The 20,650-nt window shown below is 62.9% G+C and carries 14 protein-coding genes; all 14 read left to right on the top strand.

The features are described from left to right. Window positions 1-11: 11 nt before the first annotated feature. The 14 genes from J5M58_RS12300 (at window position 12) to gspF (ending at window position 20,650) form a co-directional block, all read left to right on the top strand. On the top strand, window positions 12-1,013 hold the full coding sequence (locus J5M58_RS12300) for a pilus assembly protein PilP (RefSeq protein WP_112249933.1): 1,002 nt from the start codon (window positions 12-14) through the stop codon (window positions 1,011-1,013). After that, complete coding sequence (locus J5M58_RS12295; protein WP_207878241.1) at window positions 937-2,205, top strand: type IV pilus secretin PilQ; 1,269 nt, start codon at window positions 937-939, stop codon at window positions 2,203-2,205. Before J5M58_RS12300 ends, J5M58_RS12295 begins: the two co-directional genes overlap by 77 nt. Window positions 2,206-2,209: 4 nt before the next feature. Next, window positions 2,210-2,728 carry a shikimate kinase AroK gene (aroK, locus tag J5M58_RS12290; RefSeq protein WP_025340956.1) on the top strand — a complete coding sequence of 173 codons (519 nt, stop codon included), beginning with the start codon at window positions 2,210-2,212 and terminating at the stop codon, window positions 2,726-2,728. Window positions 2,729-2,824: 96 nt separating this feature from the next. After that, a complete protein-coding gene (aroB, locus tag J5M58_RS12285; RefSeq protein WP_112249658.1) occupies window positions 2,825-3,922 on the top strand; it encodes a 3-dehydroquinate synthase in 1,098 nt (365 codons plus the stop codon). A gap of 15 nt (window positions 3,923-3,937) precedes the next feature. Beyond that, window positions 3,938-5,572: an SPOR domain-containing protein gene (locus J5M58_RS12280; protein ID WP_112249656.1), complete on the top strand. Its 1,635-nt coding sequence runs from the start codon at window positions 3,938-3,940 to the stop codon at window positions 5,570-5,572. Between the two features lie 372 nt (window positions 5,573-5,944). Next, window positions 5,945-10,390 (top strand): glutamate synthase large subunit, encoded by a 4,446-nt coding sequence (gene gltB, locus J5M58_RS12275; protein ID WP_112249654.1) that lies wholly within the window; start codon window positions 5,945-5,947, stop codon window positions 10,388-10,390. A 106-nt stretch (window positions 10,391-10,496) separates the two neighbouring features. Then, complete coding sequence (locus J5M58_RS12270) at window positions 10,497-11,915, top strand: FAD-dependent oxidoreductase (protein ID WP_207878239.1); 1,419 nt, start codon at window positions 10,497-10,499, stop codon at window positions 11,913-11,915. A gap of 235 nt (window positions 11,916-12,150) precedes the next feature. Continuing rightward, on the top strand, window positions 12,151-13,215 hold the full coding sequence (hemE, locus tag J5M58_RS12265) for a uroporphyrinogen decarboxylase (protein ID WP_207878237.1): 1,065 nt from the start codon (window positions 12,151-12,153) through the stop codon (window positions 13,213-13,215). A gap of 399 nt (window positions 13,216-13,614) precedes the next feature. Continuing rightward, window positions 13,615-15,078 (top strand): N-acetylglucosamine-binding protein GbpA, encoded by a 1,464-nt coding sequence (gene gbpA, locus J5M58_RS12260; protein WP_243432320.1) that lies wholly within the window; start codon window positions 13,615-13,617, stop codon window positions 15,076-15,078. Window positions 15,079-15,129: 51 nt separating this feature from the next. Beyond that, window positions 15,130-15,642 (top strand): cytochrome b, encoded by a 513-nt coding sequence (locus J5M58_RS12255; protein WP_112249651.1) that lies wholly within the window; start codon window positions 15,130-15,132, stop codon window positions 15,640-15,642. A gap of 5 nt (window positions 15,643-15,647) precedes the next feature. Continuing rightward, window positions 15,648-16,145: a type II secretion system protein N gene (locus J5M58_RS12250; RefSeq protein WP_207878235.1), complete on the top strand. Its 498-nt coding sequence runs from the start codon at window positions 15,648-15,650 to the stop codon at window positions 16,143-16,145. Then, window positions 16,142-17,983, top strand: coding sequence for a type II secretion system secretin GspD (gene gspD / locus J5M58_RS12245; RefSeq protein ID WP_112249647.1), 1,842 nt, complete (start codon window positions 16,142-16,144; stop codon window positions 17,981-17,983). Before J5M58_RS12250 ends, gspD begins: the two co-directional genes overlap by 4 nt. Next, window positions 17,980-19,443 carry a type II secretion system ATPase GspE gene (gspE, locus tag J5M58_RS12240; protein ID WP_112249645.1) on the top strand — a complete coding sequence of 488 codons (1,464 nt, stop codon included), beginning with the start codon at window positions 17,980-17,982 and terminating at the stop codon, window positions 19,441-19,443. Before gspD ends, gspE begins: the two co-directional genes overlap by 4 nt. A gap of 1 nt (window position 19,444) precedes the next feature. Further along, window positions 19,445-20,650 carry a type II secretion system inner membrane protein GspF gene (gspF, locus tag J5M58_RS12235; protein ID WP_112249643.1) on the top strand — a complete coding sequence of 402 codons (1,206 nt, stop codon included), beginning with the start codon at window positions 19,445-19,447 and terminating at the stop codon, window positions 20,648-20,650.

Below are 20,650 nucleotides of genomic sequence, written 5' to 3'. Positions count from 1 at the left end.
ATGCTGCACAGGTGCTCGGCTGGCTGGCCATGGCCGAGCGCTCCAAACGCTTCAGGCAGCTGGCGCCAGTGCTGTTGGCCCTGACGTTGTTCGGCCTGGGCTGCGCCATGCGTCTGCCTGCAGCGTTGCAGCAGCAGAGGCAGGAGGAGGCCCGCTACGCCGAGTTGCACGAAAAACAGTCAGCCAGCGCGGTGCAGCTGGCCGAGCTGGCGCAAATCCAGGCCTCTGTGAGCATTGCCGAGCAACGCTTGCGGGAGGCGTACTGGCACCTGGCGGCCGGGGAGGGCATGAGTGACCTGCTCGAGCGCCTGGCGGCATCGGGGCATGCTCATGGCTTGCTGATCGAGCGCTTCGACGTACATGACGACGAACAGCAGGGCGGTTTCCGCAAGGTACCGCTGGAACTACAAGTGGTGGGGCGATACGTGGCCCTGCGGCAGTGGCTGGGCGACTGGTTGGGCCAGGCGCGTGTGCTGCGCAGCGGTGACTTGCAGCTGGCTCCGGCCGATGGCAAGCCTGGGCTGCTACGCCTGCAGTTGCGGGTTGATGCCTATCAGGCGCTGGCGCCAGTGCCTGAACCTGCGACGCTTGCGCGAATGCCGGCCAGGGGCGTGACGGCAGCGCCCCAAGTCGACCCGTTTGCGCCCGGAGCGACACGGTTGGCGGGCAGCGGGTTGGGCGGCGTGCCTCTGGCGCAACTGGAGATGGTAGGCAGCCTGTCGCGTGGGGCGGAACACGAAGCACTGCTGATGGCGGCCGGCAGGCTCTATCGCGTGCGCCCTGGGGACCGGGTCGGGCGTGACCAGGGGGTGGTGGCGAGGGTTGATCGAACCCAGGTCGAAGTACGCGAACGGCTGTTCATGGCGGGCGTGTGGCATGAACGCATGGCGTTCATCACGCTCGCAAAGCACCAGGGCAAGGAGGCCCGGGACGACGATGAAAACATTGATGAAATGGGTACTGGCAGCCCTGCTGCCGGTCCCGCTGGCGTGGGCGATGCCTTATCAGGGTGAACCACTGTCGCTGAACTTCCAGGATGTTGAAGTGCGCTCGGTGCTGCAGGTGCTGGCTGACTACGCCGGTGTCAACCTGGTCGTCAGCGATGCCGTGCAGGGTAGCGTCACCTTGCGCCTGGAGGATGTGCCATGGGACCAGGCGCTGGACCTGGTACTGCGCAGCAAGGGCCTGGCCCGGCGACAGGAGGGCAATGTGCTGCTGGTGGCGCCTGCGGCCGAGTTTGCCGCGCAATCTGTCGATGCCCGTGTGGGCCAGGCGCTGGATGCGCAGTTGCAGCCGTTGCGCCGGGAACTGTTGCCCATCCATCACGCCGAGGCTGCCGAGCTGGCGGAATTGCTGCTGGAGAGCCTGGCAGATGACGGCAACCTCGCCGGTCGGGGCAGCCTGAGTGTCGATGAACGCACCAATACGCTGGTGGTGCACCAGCCGGCCGACCGCCTCGCCGAGCTGAGGCAATTGGTGGCGCAGCTGGATGTGCCGGTGCGCCAGGTGGCGATCGAGGCACGTATCGTCGAGGCCAACGTCGATTACGAGAAAAGCCTGGGGGTGCGCTGGGGCGGGCCGCTGTATGTCGAGAGCCCGCGCCCTGGCAAGGATCTGTTCGTCGACCTGGGGGTGGAGCGGGTGGGTGGCAGTATTGGCCTGGGCCTGTTGCGTGGCGACGTGTTGCTCGACCTGGAACTCAGTGCCATGGAAAAGAGCGGCAACGGGGAAATCATCTCGCAGCCCAAGGTGGTCACGGCCGACAAGGAAACGGCCAGGATCCTCAAGGGTACCGAGGTGCCGTACCAGGAAACCAGCAAGAGCGGCGCCACCTCGGTAGCGTTCCGCGAAGCCTCGTTGTCGCTGGAGGTGACTCCGCAGATCACCCCGGACAACAAGGTGATCATGACCGTCAGGGTGACCAAGGACGAGCCGGATTACGTCAATGCCTTGAACAACGTACCGCCTATCCGCAAGAACGAGGTCAATGCCAAGGTTCGCGTGACGGACGGTGAAACGATCGTGATCGGTGGCGTGTACTCGACTTCGCAAAACAATGTGGTCGACAAGGTGCCATTTTTCGGCGATCTGCCGTATGTTGGGCGGCTGTTTCGACGCGATGCATTACAAGAGAAAAAATCCGAGCTGCTGGTCTTCCTGACTCCGCGTATCATGAGTGACCAGGCGATTGCTGTGAGTCGTTGATTCTGTGCGAAATTTGATACTTGTGGGGCCCATGGGCGCTGGTAAAAGCACCATCGGGCGCCTATTGGCCAAAGAGCTGCGCCTGCTGTTCAAGGATTCCGACAAGGAAATCGAACTGCGATGCGGCGCCAACATACCGTGGATTTTCGACAAGGAAGGCGAGCCGGGTTTCCGTGACCGCGAGCAGGCGATGATCGCCGAGCTGTGCGCACTCGACGGCGTGGTCCTGGCGACCGGCGGTGGCGCGGTAATGCGCGAGGCCAACCGCCAGGCCCTGCACCAGGGTGGCCGGGTGATCTATCTGCATGCTTCGGTGGAGCAGCAGGTTGGCCGCACCGCACGTGATCGCAATCGCCCCCTGCTGCGCACCGCCAATCCCGAGGCGACCTTGCGCGCCCTGCTGGAAACCCGCGACCCGCTCTATCGCGAGATCGCCGACCTGGTGGTGGAAACCGACGAGCGGCCGCCTCGCATGGTGGTGATCGATATTCTCGAGCGCTTGCAGCAGTTGCCGCCCCGTTAGCCCGGGACTATTCTCGGCCACCAGCGCCGAGGCTAGGTTCAACGTTACCGCGCGGGCGCCCGAACAGCGCAGCGCTCAAGTACATTGTGGGGATACATGCAGACACTAAAGGTCGACCTGGGCGAGCGTAGCTACCCGATCTACATTGGCGAAGGCCTGCTGGACCAGCCTGAACTGCTGGCGCCGCACATCGCCGGGCGGCAGGTTGCCATCGTTTCCAACGAGACCGTCGCGCCCCTGTATCTCGAACGCCTGAGCAAGACCCTGGGCGCCTATTCGGTGCTGCCGGTGGTATTGCCCGATGGCGAAGCCCACAAGAACTGGGAAACCCTGCAGCTGATCTTCGATGGCCTGCTGACTGCACGGCATGACCGCCGCACCACCGTGGTTGCCCTGGGTGGTGGCGTGATCGGTGACATGGCCGGCTTCGCCGCCGCCTGCTACCAGCGCGGCGTCGACTTCATCCAGGTGCCGACCACGCTGTTGTCCCAGGTCGATTCCTCGGTTGGTGGCAAGACTGGCATCAACCACCCGCTGGGCAAGAACATGGTCGGTGCGTTCTACCAGCCCAACGCGGTGCTGATCGACACCACCACGCTGCAGACCCTGCCGGCGCGCGAGCTGTCTGCCGGGCTGGCGGAAGTGATCAAGTACGGCCTGATCTGCGACAAGCCGTTCCTCACCTGGCTCGAAGATAATATGCAGGCGCTGCGCGCCCTCGATCCGGCGGCGCTGACCGAAGCCATTCGCCGTTCCTGCGCGGCCAAGGCCGCCGTGGTCGGGGCTGACGAGCGCGAATCCGGCGTGCGCGCCACGCTGAACCTGGGGCACACCTTCGGCCATGCCATCGAGACCCACATGGGTTACGGCGTGTGGCTGCACGGCGAAGCCGTGGCGGCGGGTACGGTGATGGCCCTGGAGATGTCCATGCGCCTTGGCTGGATCGACCAGGCCGAGCGCGATCGCGGAATCCGCCTGTTGCAGGACGCAGGTTTGCCGGTGGTGCCACCACAGGAAATGACCCCGGCGCATTTCATGGAGCACATGGCGGTCGACAAGAAGGTGCTCGACGGCCGCCTACGTCTGGTGCTGCTGCGCCAGATGGGCGAGGCCGTGGTGACCGACGACTATCCGAAAGAGATTCTACAGGCCACGTTGTCGGCGGATTACCGCGCGATCGTGGCCCAGCTTTGAGGTTGTGACAGCGCAATGACCAGTTTGCATGCCGATGAGGCCTTTCTCGACCATTACCAGTTGAGCCACGATCCGTTCGCACCCCGCGTGCCCGGCTTCAAGTTCTTCCCGGCCCAGCGCAAGCCCGTGCTCGGCCAATTGCACCACCTGGCGCGCTACAGCCAGCTGATGCTGGTTGTCACCGGCCCGCTGGGCAGTGGCAAGACCCTGCTGCGCCAGGCCCTGGTGGCCAGTACCAACAAGCAGGCAGTGCAGAGCGTGGTGGTTTCCGCTCGTGGCGCCAGCGATGCCGCCAGCGTACTCGGCCAGGTCGCGCAGAACCTGGATGTGGCCGAAGCCGAAATGCAGGCGATCCTGGCCAAGGTGGTGCAATTGGCACTGACTGGCCAGGAAGTGTATTTGCTGGTGGACGATGCGGAACAACTCGACGAGTCGGCACTCCAAGCGTTGCTGGAATTGGCGGCGGGTGTGCCGGAAGGGCGCCCGCACGTGTTCCTGTTCGGTGAGCCGTCGCTGATTGCCGGGCTGGACGAGATCAATATCGAGGAAGAACGCTTCCATATCATCGAACTCGCCCCCTACAGTGAAGAAGAAACCCGCGAGTACCTGGAGCAGCGCCTGGAAGGTGCTGGCCGGGGCATCGAGGTGTTCAGCCGTGAACAGATCGTCGATATCCATGAAAACTCCGACGGCTGGCCTGGCAACATCAACCAGGTCGCCCGTGACACTTTGATCGAAGCCATGATCGCCAGCCGCTCGACGGCCAAGCGACCATCCATGGGGTTCAAGATGCCTAAAAAACATGTGCTCGCGCTGTCCGCTGTGGTTGTGGTCGCCGTTGCGGCCGCGGTGTTGATGCCGAAGAAAGGTGACAAGGCGCCTGCCGAAGCGCCGGCCGCCCAGGCCCAGCTGCCGCTTGGCGAAGGCCAGGCCAATGGTGGCAACCCGGCCATCGAGTTCTCGGGTTCTTCCCAGCCGATGCCATTGCCGCTGGTTGGCCAGTCGCAGCCGGTGATGCGCGAGCCGCTGGCCCAGGCCGCGGGCATGGGCGAGGGTGAAGAGGGTAGCCCGGCCGGCGATACCGCCCTGCAGCCAGGCAACCCGCCGCCAACCGTGACCACCATCGCACCACCGCAAGGTGTGCCGGCAGGCCCGGCACCGGTACCTGCCCAGCCAGTAGCCTCGGCGCCGACCCAGCCGGTACAGCCGCAACCGCAGCCGGTTGCACCTGCAGCGAAGCCTGTCGCAACCCAGCCTGCCAAGCCGGTCGCGCCTGCCAAGCCTGCGCCAGCACCGACTCAAGTCGCCGTGGCCAAGCCGGCCGCCAAGCCTGTCGAGAAGCCGGCAGCCGGTGGCAGCGGCAACAGCGGCTGGTACACCGGTCAGAAACCGGGCAATTACGTGGTGCAAATTCTGGGTACCAGCTCCGAGGCTTCGGCCCAGGCGTTCGTCAAGGCCCAGGGTGGCGACTATCGCTACTTCAAGAAAAACCTGCAGGGCAAGCCGCTGTACGTTGTCACTTACGGCAACTTCGCCAACCGCGACGCAGCGGTTGCGGCAATCAAGAACTTGCCAGCGAAGGTCCAGGCTGGTAAACCTTGGCCACGTACCGTCGCCAGCGTCCAACAAGAGCTGGCCTCGGCCCGCTGATACCTTCCGGGCGGCATCACCCCGCTGCCCAGTTGCTGAGCGATTACTGACTTTCGACTAGCCTGCTGCGTTGTCACGCGGCAGGCTTTTCTGTCCCAGACTGCCGGCCACAAGCCTTACTTGCAGTCATGGCTGAAACGCTTCAGACTCGAGCCAAGCCGCTATCACGGCGCATGGCGCAAAAACATTCAAAATTGCGACATAAATTTTCAATGGTGAGACATGAAAATTTGTGGGCATCGCTGTCGCTGTGCAACAATGGTTTTCCATGGCCACCGCAAAAAAGCTGGCGTTTGATCGGCGTGGATGGTAAGTGGTTGTTAAAAAAGAGATTTACCTCCGTTGAGAGGTGAACCTGGTGAGAATGTGTCTATGAAAACAGGTCTGTACCATCCCGAAGAATTCAAGGACAACTGTGGTTTTGGCCTGATCGCCCATATGACGGGCGAACCGAGCCACCACCTTCTGCAAACCGCCATGCAGGCATTGACCTGCATGACCCACCGCGGCGGCATTAACGCCGACGGCAAGACCGGTGACGGTTGCGGTCTGCTCATGCAGAAGCCCGATCAATTCCTGCGTGCCGTGGCCCAGGAGCACTTCGCCGTCGAGCTGCCCAGGCAGTACGCCGTCGGCATGGTGTTCTTCAATCAGGACCCGGTCAAAGCCGAAGCCGCTCGCGCCAACATGGACCGCGAAATCCTTGCCGCTGGCCTGAAGCTGGTCGGCTGGCGCAAGGTGCCGATCGACACCAGCGTGCTCGGCCGCCTGGCGCTCGAGCGCCTGCCACAGATCGAGCAGGTGTTCATCGGCGGTGAAGGCCTGAGCGACCAGGAATTCGCCATCAAGCTGTTCAGTGCTCGTCGCCGTTCTTCCGTGGCCAACGCCCACGACACCGACCACTACATCTGCAGCTTCTCGCACAAGACCATCATCTACAAAGGCCTGATGATGCCGCGCGATCTCGCGGCCTTCTACCCGGACCTGGGTGACGAGCGCCTGCAAACCGCGATCTGCGTGTTCCACCAGCGCTTCTCCACCAACACCCTGCCGAAATGGCCGCTGGCGCAGCCGTTTCGCTTCCTCGCCCACAACGGCGAGATCAACACCATCACCGGCAACCGCAACTGGGCCATGGCCCGTCGCACCAAGTTCGCCAACGACCTGATCCCCGACCTCGAAGAGCTCGGCCCGCTGGTCAACCGCGTCGGTTCCGATTCCTCGAGCATGGACAACATGCTGGAGCTGATGGTCACTGGCGGTATCGACCTGTTCCGTGGCGTGCGCATGCTGGTACCGCCAGCCTGGCAGAACGTCGAGACCATGGACGCCGACCTGCGCGCTTTCTACGAATACAACTCCATGCACATGGAGCCGTGGGATGGCCCGGCCGGTATCGTCATGACCGAAGGCCGCCATGCAGTGTGCCTGCTCGACCGTAACGGCCTGCGCCCGGCGCGCTGGGTAACCACCACCAATGGCTACATCACCATCGCCTCGGAAATCGGCGTATGGGGCTACCAGCCTGAGGATGTATTGGCCAAGGGCCGTGTCGGCCCGGGCCAGATCCTGGCCGTGGACACCGAAACCGGCCAGATCCTCGACACCGACGCCATCGACAACCGCCTGAAGTCGCGCCACCCGTACAAGCGCTGGCTGCGTCAGCATGCCACGCGCATCCAGGCGACGCTGACCGACGATCAGGGCGTGGCCAGCTACGACGCCGACCAGCTCAAGCAATACATGAAGATGTTCCAGGTCACCTTCGAGGAGCGTGACCAGGTACTGCGCCCGCTCGGCGAGCAGGGCCAGGAAGCGGTCGGCTCGATGGGTGACGACACGCCGATGGCCGTGTTGTCGCAGCGTGTGCGTTCGCCGTACGACTTCTTCCGCCAGCAGTTCGCCCAAGTGACCAACCCGCCGATCGACCCGCTGCGCGAAGCGATCGTCATGTCCCTGGAAATCTGCCTGGGTGCCGAGCGCAACATCTTCCAGGAATCCCCGGAGCATGCTTCGCGGGTAATCCTCAGCTCGCCGGTCATCTCGCCCGCCAAGTGGCGTTCGCTGATGAACCTGGAGCGCGAAGGCTTCGACCGCCAGCTGATCGACCTCAACTATGAAGAGAGCGTCGGCCTGGAAGCGGCCATCCGCAACATCGCCGACCAGGCTGAAGAAGCCGTGCGCGCTGGCAAGACCCAGCTGGTGCTGAGCGACCGCTACATCGCCCCGGGCAAGCTGCCGGTGCACGCCTCGCTGGCCGTTGGTGCGGTGCACCACCGCCTGACCGAACAGGGCCTGCGTTGCGACAGCAACATCCTGGTGGAAACCGCCACCGCCCGCGACCCGCACCACTTCGCCGTGCTGCTGGGCTTCGGTGCCTCGGCCGTTTACCCGTACCTGGCCTATGAAGTGCTGGCTGACCTGATCCGTACTGGCGAAGTGCTGGGCGACCTGGACGAAGTCTTCAAGTACTACCGCAAGGGCATCTCCAAGGGCCTGCTGAAGATCCTGTCGAAGATGGGTATCTCCACCATCGCCTCGTACCGTGGCGCGCAGCTGTTCGAAGCCATCGGCCTGGCCGAGGAAGTGGTGGGCCTGAGCTTCAAGGGCGTTTCCAGCCGCATCAAGGGTGCGCGTTTCGCAGACCTGGAAAGCGACCAGAAGCTGCTGGCAGCCGAAGCCTGGAGCGCGCGCAAGCCGATCCAGCAAGGCGGCCTGCTGAAGTTCGTCCATGGTGGTGAATACCACGCCTACAACCCGGATGTGGTCAACACCCTGCAGGCCGCCGTGCAACAGGGCGACTACGCCAAGTTCAAGGAATACACCACGCTGGTGGACCAGCGTCCGGTGTCGATGATCCGCGACCTGCTGAAGGTGAAAGTGGCCGACCAGCCGCTGGCGCTGGAGCAGATCGAGCCACTGGAGGCGATCCTCAAGCGCTTCGACTCCGCCGGTATCTCGCTGGGCGCACTGTCGCCGGAGGCTCACGAAGCGCTGGCCGAGGCGATGAACCGCCTGGGCGCGCGTTCCAACTCTGGCGAGGGCGGTGAAGACCCGTCGCGCTACGGCACCATCAAGAGCTCGAAGATCAAGCAGGTGGCCACCGGCCGCTTTGGCGTGACCCCGGAATACCTGGTCAACGCCGAAGTGCTGCAGATCAAGGTTGCCCAGGGTGCCAAGCCCGGTGAAGGCGGCCAGCTGCCAGGCGGCAAGGTCAACGGCCTGATCGCCAAGCTGCGTTACGCAGTACCTGGCGTGACCCTGATCTCGCCTCCTCCGCACCACGACATCTACTCGATCGAAGACCTGGCCCAGCTGATCTACGACCTCAAGCAGGTCAACCCGCAGGCCCTGGTTTCGGTCAAGCTGGTGGCAGAAGCCGGCGTCGGCACCATCGCCGCCGGTGTGGCCAAGGCCTATGCCGACCTGATCACCATCTCCGGCTACGACGGTGGTACCGGTGCTTCGCCGCTGACCTCAATCAAGTACGCCGGCGCTCCATGGGAGCTGGGCCTGGCCGAGACCCACCAGACCCTGCGCGGCAACGACCTGCGCGGCAAGGTGCGGGTACAGACCGACGGCGGCCTGAAGACCGGCCTGGACGTGATCAAGGCGGCTATCCTCGGTGCCGAAAGCTTCGGCTTCGGGACCGCGCCAATGATCGCTCTGGGCTGCAAGTACCTGCGCATCTGCCACCTGAACAACTGCGCCACCGGCGTGGCTACCCAGAACGACAAGCTGCGCAAGGACCACTACATCGGCACCGTCGACATGGTGATCAACTTCTTCACCTTCGTCGCCGAAGAGACCCGTGAGTGGCTGGCCAAGCTGGGCGTGCGCAGCCTCGGCGAACTGATCGGCCGTACCGACCTGCTCGACGTGCTGCCAGGCGACACCGAGCGCCAGCAGTACCTGGACCTGACGCCGCTGCTGGGCAGCTCGCATATCCCGGCTGACAAGCCGCAGTTCTGCGAGGTCGACAAGAACCCGCCGTTCGACCAGGGTGAGCTGGCCGAGAAGATGGTGGAAATGGCCATGCCGGCCATCCGTGACCAGGCCGGTGGCGAGTTCAGCCTCGACATCTGCAACTGCGACCGCTCCATCGGTGCGCGCGTGTCGGGTGAAATCGCCCGCCTGCATGGCAACCAGGGTATGGCCGCAGCGCCGATCACCTTCCGCTTCAAGGGCACTGCGGGCCAGAGCTTCGGCGTGTGGAACGCCGGCGGCCTGAACCTGCACCTGGAAGGCGATGCCAACGACTACGTCGGCAAGGGCATGACCGGCGGCAAGGTCACCATCGTGCCGCCAGTCGGCAGCCCGTTCGAAACCCAGCACAGCGCCATCGTCGGCAACACCTGCCTGTACGGCGCCACCGGCGGCAAGCTGTTCGCCGCCGGTACTGCTGGCGAGCGCTTCGCTGTACGTAACTCCGGCGCCCACGCTGTTGTCGAGGGCACTGGCGATCACTGCTGTGAATACATGACCGGCGGCTTTGTCTGCGTGCTGGGCAAGACCGGTTACAACTTCGGTTCTGGCATGACTGGCGGCTTCGCCTACGTGCTCGACATGGACAATACCTTCGTCGACAAGCTCAACCATGAGCTGGTGGAAATCCAGCGTATCAGTGGTGAAGCGATGGAGGCCTACCGCAGCCACCTGGCGCGGGTCCTTGCCGAGTACGTGGAAGAGACCGGCAGCGAGTGGGGGCGTGAGCTCTCGGAGAACCTGGACGACTACGTGCGGCGCTTCTGGCTGGTCAAGCCGAAGGCAGCCAACCTGAAGCAACTGCTGTCCAGCACCCGTGCCAACCCGCAGTAACAACAGCTGCAAGTGACGGCCCCGTACGCGGGGCCTGTCGTGCTCAAGTGATCGTCTTGCAGCTTGCAGCCTGAGGCTGGCAACTGCGGTAAAGAGGTTTTGAAAAATGGCTGAACGTCTGAACAACGACTTCCAGTTCATCGAAGTGGGCCGCAAGGACCCGAAGAAAAAGCTGCTGCGCCAGCGCAAGAAGGAGTTCGTGGAAATCTACGAGCCGTTCAAGCCGCAGCAGTCCGTGGAGCAGGCGCACCGCTGCCTGGGCTGCGGTAACCCCTATTGCGAATGGAAGTGCCCGGTACACAACTTCATCCCCAACTGGTTGAAGCTGGTTTCCGAAGGCAACATCCTGGCCGCGGCGGAACTGTCGCACCAGACCAACACCCTGCCGGAAGTGTGCGGCCGCGTATGCCCGCAGGACCGCCTGTGCGAGGGTGCCTGCACCCTGAACGACGGCTTCGGTGCGGTGACCATCGGCTCGGTGGAGAAGTACATCACCGACACCGCCTTCGCCATGGGCTGGCGCCCGGACATGTCCAAGGTCAAGCCAACCGGCAAGCGCGTCGCCATCATCGGTGCCGGCCCGGCTGGCCTGGGCTGTGCCGACGTGCTGGTACGTGCCGGCGTGACCCCGGTGGTGTTCGATCGCAACCCGGAAATCGGCGGCCTGCTGACCTTCGGTATTCCCGAGTTCAAGCTGGAAAAGACCGTGCTCAGCAACCGCCGTGAAGTGTTCACCGGCATGGGCATCGAGTTCCGCCTGAACACCGAGGTGGGCAAGGACGTGACCATGGAGCAACTGCTCGCCGAGTTCGACGCGGTGTTCATGGGCATGGGTACCTACACCTACATGAAGGGCGGCTTCCCGGGCGAGGACCTGCCGGGCGTGCATGACGCGCTGGACTTCCTGATCGCCAACGTCAACCGCAACCTGGGCTTCGAGAAGTCGCCGGAAGACTTCGTCGACATGCAGGGCAAGAAGGTGGTGGTACTGGGCGGTGGTGACACCGCGATGGACTGCAACCGCACTTCGATCCGCCAGGGCGCCAAGTCGGTGACCTGCGCCTATCGCCGTGACGAGGCCAACATGCCGGGTTCGCGTCGTGAGGTGAAGAACGCCAAGGAAGAGGGCGTGAAGTTCCTCTACAACCGCCAGCCTATCGCCATTGTCGGCGAGGACAAGGTCGAAGGCGTGAAGGTGGTCGAGACTCGTCTCGGCGAGCCGGATGCCCGTGGCCGCCGCAGCCCGGAGCCGATCCCGGGATCCGAAGAGATCCTGCCGGCCGATGCCGTGGTCATCGCCTTCGGCTTCCGACCAAGCCCAGCGCCGTGGTTCGAGCAGCATGGCATCCAGCTGGACAGCCAGGGCCGCGTGGTGGCACCGGAGAAGGGCAAGTTCAAGCACCAGACCAGCAACCCGAAAGTGTTTGCCGGTGGCGACATGGTGCGTGGGTCGGACCTGGTGGTGACGGCTATCTTCGAAGGGCGTACTGCTGCTGAAGGTATCCTGGACTACCTGGAAGTCTGATTGATTATGGGGCCGCTTTGCGGCCCGTCGCGACACAAGGCCGCTCCTACAGGGGATCGCGTACTTCCTGTAGGAGCGGCCTTGTGTCGCGACGGGCTGCAAAGTAGCCCCAAAGGCATTTTTGTATACAAAAATCCTTGATCCATGGCATCCAATAGACAAAACGCATGGCCTTGACCGTGCCTTTTGCGCTGGCGTCTGAGAAAATGCCCGCACTTTTTTTCCGGATGCCGACATGACTGCCCTGAAGAACGATCGTTTCCTGCGTGCACTGCTCAAGCAACCCGTAGACGTCACCCCGGTGTGGATGATGCGCCAGGCCGGCCGCTACCTGCCGGAGTACCGCGCCAGCCGCGCCAAGGCCGGTGACTTCATGAGCCTGTGCATGAACCCGCAGTTCGCCTGCGAGGTTACCCTGCAGCCGCTGGACCGCTACCCGCTGGACGCGGCGATCCTGTTCTCGGACATCCTCACCATCCCCGATGCCATGGGCCTGGGCCTGTACTTCGAAAGCGGCGAAGGCCCGCGCTTCAAGAAGGTCATCAGCACCCCGGCCGACATCGAAGCGCTGCCGATCCCCGACCCGCAGAAAGACCTGGGCTACGTGATGGACGCGGTCAGCACCATCCACCGCGAGCTCAACGGCCGCGTGCCGCTGATCGGCTTCTCCGGCAGCCCGTGGACCCTGGCCACCTACATGGTCGAAGGCGGCTCGTCGAAGGACTTCCGCAAGACCAAGGCCATGGCCTACGACAACCCGCAGGCCCTGCACCTGCTGCTGGACAAGCTGGCCCAGTCGGTCACCAGCTACCTCAACGGCCAGATCCTCGCTGGTGCCCAGGCCGTGCAGATTTTCGACACTTGGGGCGGCAACCTGTCGGCGGCGGCTTACCAGGAGTTCTCCCTGGCCTACATGCGCAAGATCGTCAGCGGCCTGATCCGCGAGCACGAGGGGCGCAAGGTGCCGGTGATCCTGTTCACCAAGAACGGCGGCCTGTGGCTGGAAAGCATCGCCGAAGCCGGCGCCGACGCGCTGGGCCTGGACTGGACCTGCGAGATCGGCGATGCCCGCCGCCGCGTGGGTGACAAGGTGGCGCTGCAGGGCAACATGGACCCGACCGTGCTGTACGCCAAGCCCGAGGCCATCCGCAAGGAAGTGGCGCGTATCCTGGCCAGCTATGGCCACGGCACAGGCCATGTGTTCAACCTTGGCCACGGCATCACACCGGAAGTCGACCCAGAGCACGCCGGCGTGTTCATCAACGCGGTGCATGAGCTGTCGGCGCAATATCACGCTTGATTCGAGGCTCCCCGAGGTTTCGGGTCGGGGAGTCTTTCGCAAGCCTGTTCGCATCAGATTGGGGATATTTCCCTGATGTTGAACAGGCTTGTTCAAGTTACATGTCAGCGTTTCACCAAGAAAGTTGCATGTCGCTGTGAATCTTTCGATGTAGAGGAAGTTCTCGACATTGAAGATCGATAGTAATCCCTTCTCGCGTCTTTAACGCTTTTGTTTCGAAAGTCCCTACATGGAAATTGCCTCAAGGCCGCGAGAAAAGACCGCGGCCTGCCAGGTTTATTCCTACATGAACGCAAAGTTGTTTTCTTTACTCTCCGCGCTCCATTCGCGCTGAAGGTGCATTGCATTTCAATAAATGTGCCTTTACGCATTTAACCAGCAATGCGTTCGGAGTTCGTGATGAATACAAGAAAGACCCTGCGAAAAAGCGTTGTCGCCACCGGTGTGTGGATGGCGATCGTAGGTGCAGGTTTGCAGGCGCAAATCGCCAATGCACATGGTTACCTGGCTGACCCTCCGTCTCGAGCAGCGCTCTGCCATGCAGGTTTTAAAAACCTGAACGTCAACTGCGGAGGTGCCCAGTACGAACCGTGGTCGGTCGGCGAAGTGATAGGGCGCTTTCCAAGCCAAGGTCCCGAGAATGGAAAAATCGCCAGTGGTGGTGTTCGGGGAGACTTTTCCGCACTCGATGAGCAATCAGCCAATCGCTGGCATTTGACCCCGGTCGTGGACCGTAACATGCAGTTCGACTGGCATTATGAAGCCCCGCATCCGGTGCGGTCGTGGGAGTACTTCATTACCAAGGCGGATTGGAACCCCAACGCTGCGCTGACCCGTGACTCATTCGATTCGACCCCGTTCTGTGCGTTGGATGGCAGCAACCAGATACCAGCAAAAGGTACCGGCACCAATCCAAGGCACAGCTGCACATTGCCTGCTGACCGTTCGGGCCAGCACGTGATTCTCGCCGTCTGGAAGGTTGGCGATACCGATAAGGCTTTCCACAGTGTCGCTGACGTCGATATCCAACTGGATGGCGGCCCGGTCCCTGAGTGGCCGCGCCTGGCTGAAATAAGCGCCAGCCGTGACCTAGAAGTAGGGGACAAAGTTACTGCCAGGGCATTCGATGCCAATGGGGAGCGTACTGCAAACCATGTAAGCATCAAGATCGAAAATGCCGAAGAAGCCATCGCTGCCAACTGGGCTTACAAGCTTGCCAAGCAGATCAACGAAACCCAGACGTTGGTACGTGCCGGTAAAATGGATGCGGACGGTAATATCGAGCCCGTGCAGGGTTCCAACAGCATCTTCGCCAAAGCCGAAAGTGGGCTGACCAACTACCTTCTGCACTTTGAAAGCGCCGCTGGCGAGCAGGCCACGATGCACCTGCACGATGTCAAACCCGAATACACGATCACCGATGGCAAAGGTGGTGTGGATTTCACCGTCATGACCAACAAGGCCCTGACAGTGACAGCGCGGTTGTTCGATACCAACAAGAAGCAGGTTTCTTACTCGCGCCAGAGCGTCAACGGCACCGAGCCGTTCGTGCTGAATGTCGAAAGTACCGAAGGCGAGCATACCCTCAAGGTCGTAGGTGTGGACAAGCGTGAGCGGGTGCTGCTGCAGGACGAGAAGACGGTTCAGCTCAAAGCGGCTGGCGATGGGTCTCACGACTTCGTTTTCCCGGAATCGCTGTCGAGCTACAAGGCTGGCACAACAGTGCTGCAGCCTAAGAATGGCAAGGTCTACGAGTGCCAGCCGTTCCCCAACTCGGGTTACTGCTTGCAGTACTCCGCAGATGCCACCCAGTTCGAGCCAGGTGTTGGTTCCCACTGGAACATGGCCTGGACCGAGAAGTAAAGCGTCTGACCTGGCCCCTTCCGGTGGGGCCAGGCTCCTCGAGTACTATCTATGCAAGTACAAAAATATTGCTGGCAGCAGATCCTCCTGCACTGGATCTCTGCCACGGTCATCATTTGGGTCTTGATCAGCGGTTTCTACGTGGCGTACCTGAATGTCTCCCCCGCCACACGCCACTTTGTGGCATTCGTCAATGTGGCCATGACGACGCTGTTCATTCCGATATTCATGCTGCGCTGGCTGTTGCGCCTGACCAGACCCAAACCACGCAGCCCGCATGACCATCTCAAGCACCAGCGCATCGCTCATGTCGCCCATGAGGGCTTGTACTGGACCACGGCTATCGTGCTGTTGTCCGGTGTGCTGATGATGGATCGGGTCATCGATGTGTTCGGTTGGTTCTCAATCGCGCCCATGCTGAGCGACCCGTTCTGGCACAACGTCTGGTTCAAGACTCACATCGCTTCTTGCCTGTTGCTAGGACTCGGCGTTTCGATGCACATCGCCGCCGTGCTCTTGCATGAGCTGTCCGGGCGGCGCGTGCTGAGGCGGATGCTGCCCTGATTACGATGAAGCGCTCGTCGTATCTGATTTGGCTGACGTTCGCGCTGGTAACGCTTGCCTGCCTGGCATGGCGTGAAAGCGTTTATCCCGCAGTTGCGCCCCCGGTCGTCCAGGACCCGCCGGTGACGACAGCGGCTTTGCCGGAAAAACCATTGTCGGCGGCTACCTTGGCCCTGGCGTTCGGCTTTCAGGCGCCGGGTCAACGGCAGTCGAGCCGGGCGGATATCGCCCTCAAGGCCAGCTTCGTTTCCAGCCAGGGCGATGCCCGAGCGTTAGTGAGAAGCGATAGCGGCGAGGCTATCTATCGCGTCGGAGACCGGTTACCTGGCCATGGCGTGCTGCGCCAAATAAATGTGCGTTCCATCGTGCTGTGGATCGACGGCCGCGAGGAAGTCGTGTCGTTGTCCAACGATACGCCCCCTGTATTTCTGCCCACGGGTGCGGCAACCCGCCCGCGCCCTGTTTCAGACCCCTCAGCCCGCCTGTTGCGGGAGGTGCAATGACTTTGATGCGATATCTGCGCGCCGCCTCGTTCGGCGCCTCTTTAACCCTTGCCTGCGCTCTGGCGCTTGCTGAGGCACCCACCTGGCAACTGGCGATGAGCGATGCCGACGTGCGCGACGTGGTGCGTGAGGTGGGGGCGATCCTTGACCAGCCGATCATTCTCGACCCGCGCGTGCAGGGGCGCATCACCGTCCTTTCGAACGAGGCGCTCGATCGCGAAGGGATACGGCGGCTGTTCTACTCGGTGCTCAATGCCCAGGGCTTTGCCGCCGTGAACGACGGCGAACGCTTGCTGGTGCTGCCTGCAAGCGAAGCCAAGGCCTGGGCAAACCAGCAGGTGGAGGCCATACCGGCAGCGGTCACCACACGGGTTTTCAACCTGTCGGGTAGTGTCGCTGCCGATCTGGCCGGCTTGCTGCGGCCGTTGGTTTCCAGCAATGGCTACATTGGACCGTCCAGCTCCGCCAACGCCCTGGTGATCACCGACTCCGCAGCCAACCTGGACCGCCTGGAAAACCTGGTCCTGCAGCTCGACAGTGGCCAGCGGCATGATCATGAACTGGTGACCTTGCGCAAAGCCCAGGCCGAGGTTGTGTTCCCGGTGGTCGAAGCCGCCGCCGGTGGCCCGGACAGCGGCGTTCGGGTACTGGCTGACATGAACGGTAACCGTCTTCTGATCCTGGGCCCGATCAAGTCCAGGCAACGTCTTGCGCAACTGACCCGCTCGCTGGATGTACCGGTTACGGCCACTTCGCAGAACTGGCGGGTGGTACGCCTGCAACACAGCAGTGCCGAGCAGCTTGCCGAAGTATTGGGTGAGGTGGGCAAGCGGCTCGATGGTACGCCGGGCACCAAGGCTCTGGGCGCGGACCTCCCCGGCGAGGCCATGGTCAAGGCCGATGCCAGCCAGAACGCTCTGGTGATAATGGGCGAGCCGCAGACGCTGAGCCGCGTGGAGCAGATCATCCAACAACTGGACCAGCCCCGGGCGCAAGTGCTGATCCATGCGGCAATCGTCGAAGTCAGTGGCAGCATCGATGAAGCGTTGGGCCTGCAATGGGGCATCGACAAAGGTGGCCTCAAAGGCGGCGTTACCTTCAGCGAAAGTGGTGCTGCCCTGGCCGACCTGCTGGGCAAGGAAACCAAGCTGCCGGGGGGCGTCGCCCTGGCCATTGGCTCGGACCGTTTTGCCGCGCTGGTTTCGGCCTTGGCCAGCAATAGCCGCAGCAACCTGTTGTCGACGCCGAGCCTGCTGACCTTGGACAACCAGGAGGCGCAGATCCTGGTAGGCCAGAACGTGCCGTTCAAGACCGGCTCCTACGTTACCCCCGGTAGTGGTTCGGAGAACCCCTTTACCACAGTCGAGCGTAAGGACATCGGTATCAGCCTGAAGGTGCGCCCGCACATCAATGAAGGGCGCAGCCTGCGCCTCGAGGTCGAGCAGGAGAGCTCGGAAATTGCACCCAGCACGGCCGAGAACGACCTGATCACCAACAAGCGCACGCTCAAAAGCACCATCTTGGCCGCCGATGGCGAGATTATCGTGATCGGCGGCCTGATCAAGGACAGCGTGCGCAAGGTAGAGCGCGGTGTTCCGCTGCTCAGCCGAATCCCATGGGTGGGCGGTCTGTTCCGGTGGCGCAGCGATACTCAGGAAAAGACCAACCTGATGGTCTTCCTGCGCCCGACCATTCTGCGCAGCCAGGCCGAGCTGGTCGAGACGGGACGACGCGCCTACGAAGGGGTACGCGCTGCGGATGATTCGACCCTGCCGGAAGATCCCCGGCAGATGTTCGAGTCGCAGGCTCTGCCCGGCGCGTCAGGGCCACGCTCATGAACAGCGACCTGCCGTTCAGCTTTGCCCGACGTCACGGCATCCTGCTCGACCGCCAGGCGGCTGAGCCTGCCTTGCTGATGCGAGAAGGCACTTCGCTGGCAGCCCTTGCCGAGGCCTGCCGTGTAGTGGGCAGCAACTGGCACCTGCGGCGTGTCAGCGATGCCGACTTCGCCGAGCGCCTGGCCAGTTGCTACGGCCCCGGCCAGGATGCGGCGCAGGCCGTTGTTCAGGGCCTGGACCGGGAAATCGACCTGGCGCAGCTGGCTGAAGCCTTGCCGCAAACCAGCGACCTGTTGGAGCAACAGGACGATGCGCCGATCATCCGCCTGCTCAATGCCTTGTTCAGCGAGGCGGTGAGGGCCCGGGCCTCGGACGTCCACCTGGAAACCTTCGAGCATCAGCTGCGCGTACGCATGCGTATCGACGGCGTCATGCGCGAAGTGCTGGCGCCACCACGGGAGCTATCTGCACTGCTGGTTTCGCGCATCAAGGTCATGGCGCGCCTGGACATCGCCGAGAAGCGCGTGCCTCAGGATGGCCGGATCAGCCTGCGCCTGGCCGGCCACGAAGTGGATGTGCGGGTGTCGACCTTGCCCGCCGCCCATGGCGAGCGGGTGGTACTGCGTTTGCTGGACAAACAGGCAATGCGTCTGGACATCGACCATATGCAGATGCCCGGCTCTGTGCGTGCTGGCTTCATGCGCATGCTGGCGAAACCACATGGCATTTTCCTGGTCACCGGGCCCACCGGTTCCGGCAAGACCACAACGCTGTACACCGCGCTTTCGTACCTCAACCAGGTATCGCGCAATATCCTCACCGTCGAAGACCCGGTCGAGTACTACCTTCCCGGCATCGGCCAGACCCAGGTCAACACCAAGGTCGACATGACCTTCGCCCGGGGGCTGCGTGCCATCTTGCGACAGGACCCCGACGTGGTCATGGTGGGCGAGATCCGCGACCGGGAGACCGCCGAGATTGCGGTGCAGGCCTCGCTGACGGGCCACCTGGTGCTGTCCACCTTGCATACCAACAGCGCTCTGGGCGCAATCACACGCCTTGCCGACATGGGCATCGATACTTGCCTGCTCGCATCTTCGCTGGCCGGGATCATGGCCCAGCGCCTGGTGCGACGGCTTTGCCCCCATTGCCGGGTCGAACATGAAGTGGACGAGGCCACGGCGAGCGTCCTGGGCCACCCGGCCGAATTGCCACCGCGGCTCTACAAGGCGCAGGGCTGTAGCGAATGCCAGCTGGGTTACAGCGGGCGCCTGGCGTTGCACGAGATGCTGGTGGTGAAGCCCGCGCTGGCCCAGGCGATTCATGCCCGGGCGTCTCAGGACGACATGCTCGAATTGATCCGCGTGGATACACCAAGCCTGTTCCAGCATGGCGTCCAGCGTGTCTGCCAGGGGCAGACAAGCGTGGCAGAACTGCTGCGCGTGACGGGGCAGGACTGACATGGCGCTGTTCCGCTATCAGGCCCAGGATGCAAAGGGTGTGCGCCAGCGAGGCACCGTGGAAGCGTCGGGTGCGCGCCAGGCCCGGCAAACATTGCGCGAGCAAGGGTTGCTGGTGCTGAGCATGAGCCCCTTGGGGGCATCCCCTTTGGCCCGGTTGCTGGCACGCAATACCCTGAGTCTGGCCCGGCGCTCGCTGCTGACGCGCCAGCTGGCGACTCTGCTGCATGCCGGGGTGCCGTTGACCGAGGCGTTGCAGGCAGTTGCCGAGCAGAGTACGCCGCGCCACGTACGTCAGGTATTGCGCGGCGTGGCTGAGCGGGTTGCCGAAGGCCATGCGCTGGCGCAGGCCCTGGCGCATTACCCACAGGCATTTCCCATGGTTTATCGGGCCACCGTGGCCGCTGCCGAACGTTCCGGCCACCTGGCAGGTGTGCTCGAGCGTTTGGCCGAGCATGGCGAGAACCATCAGGCCCTGCGGCAGAAGGTACAGCTGGCGATGGTTTACCCGGTGATCCTGCTGGTTGTCTCGTTGCTGGTGGTGGGTTTTCTGCTGGGCTATGTGGTGCCAGACGTGGTGCAGGCCTTTTCGCATGACCATGCACAACTGCCGCTGGCAACGCGAGTGCTGATCACCTTGAGCGATGCCACGAACCATTACGGCTTGGCAGCGCTGGCGCTATTGGCCATGGCCATCGCACTGGTTGCCTGTGCCCTTCGCCAACCGGCACGGCGCAGGCAATGGCATGGCTTTTCACTGCGCCTGCCCGGATATGGCGAGTTCGTCCGGGCCAGTGAAGCGGCCCGTTTCATCAGCACCCTTGCGATCCTGGGGCGCAGCGGCGTGGTATTGGTCGAAGCGATGAACATCAGCGCGGGCGTGATCGGCAACCTGATTCTACGCGAGCGCCTGCTGCGGGCCGCCCGTGAGCTGGGCGAGGGCACCACGCTGGCCAACTGCCTGGCACGCAGCGAAGCCTTGCCACCGCTGATGCTGCACATGATCGCCAGCGGCGAACGCGCCGGTGAGCTGGACACCATGCTCGAACGTGCCGCAGACCTTCAGGCCAAACAACTGGCAGGGCGTATTTCCTTGCTGGTGAGCCTCTGTGAGCCCCTGATGCTGCTGGTGATGGGGGGCATCGTGCTGTTCATCGTGCTCGCCATCCTGCTGCCGATCCTCAACCTCAACCAACTGGTCAACTGA

This window comes from Pseudomonas sp. 32_A (genome assembly GCF_017490905.1).
GTDB lineage: Bacteria > Pseudomonadota > Gammaproteobacteria > Pseudomonadales > Pseudomonadaceae > Aquipseudomonas > Aquipseudomonas inefficax.
The sequence above is the reverse complement of the archived record's forward strand: the minus strand, read 5'-3'. Positions and strand labels throughout refer to the sequence as shown.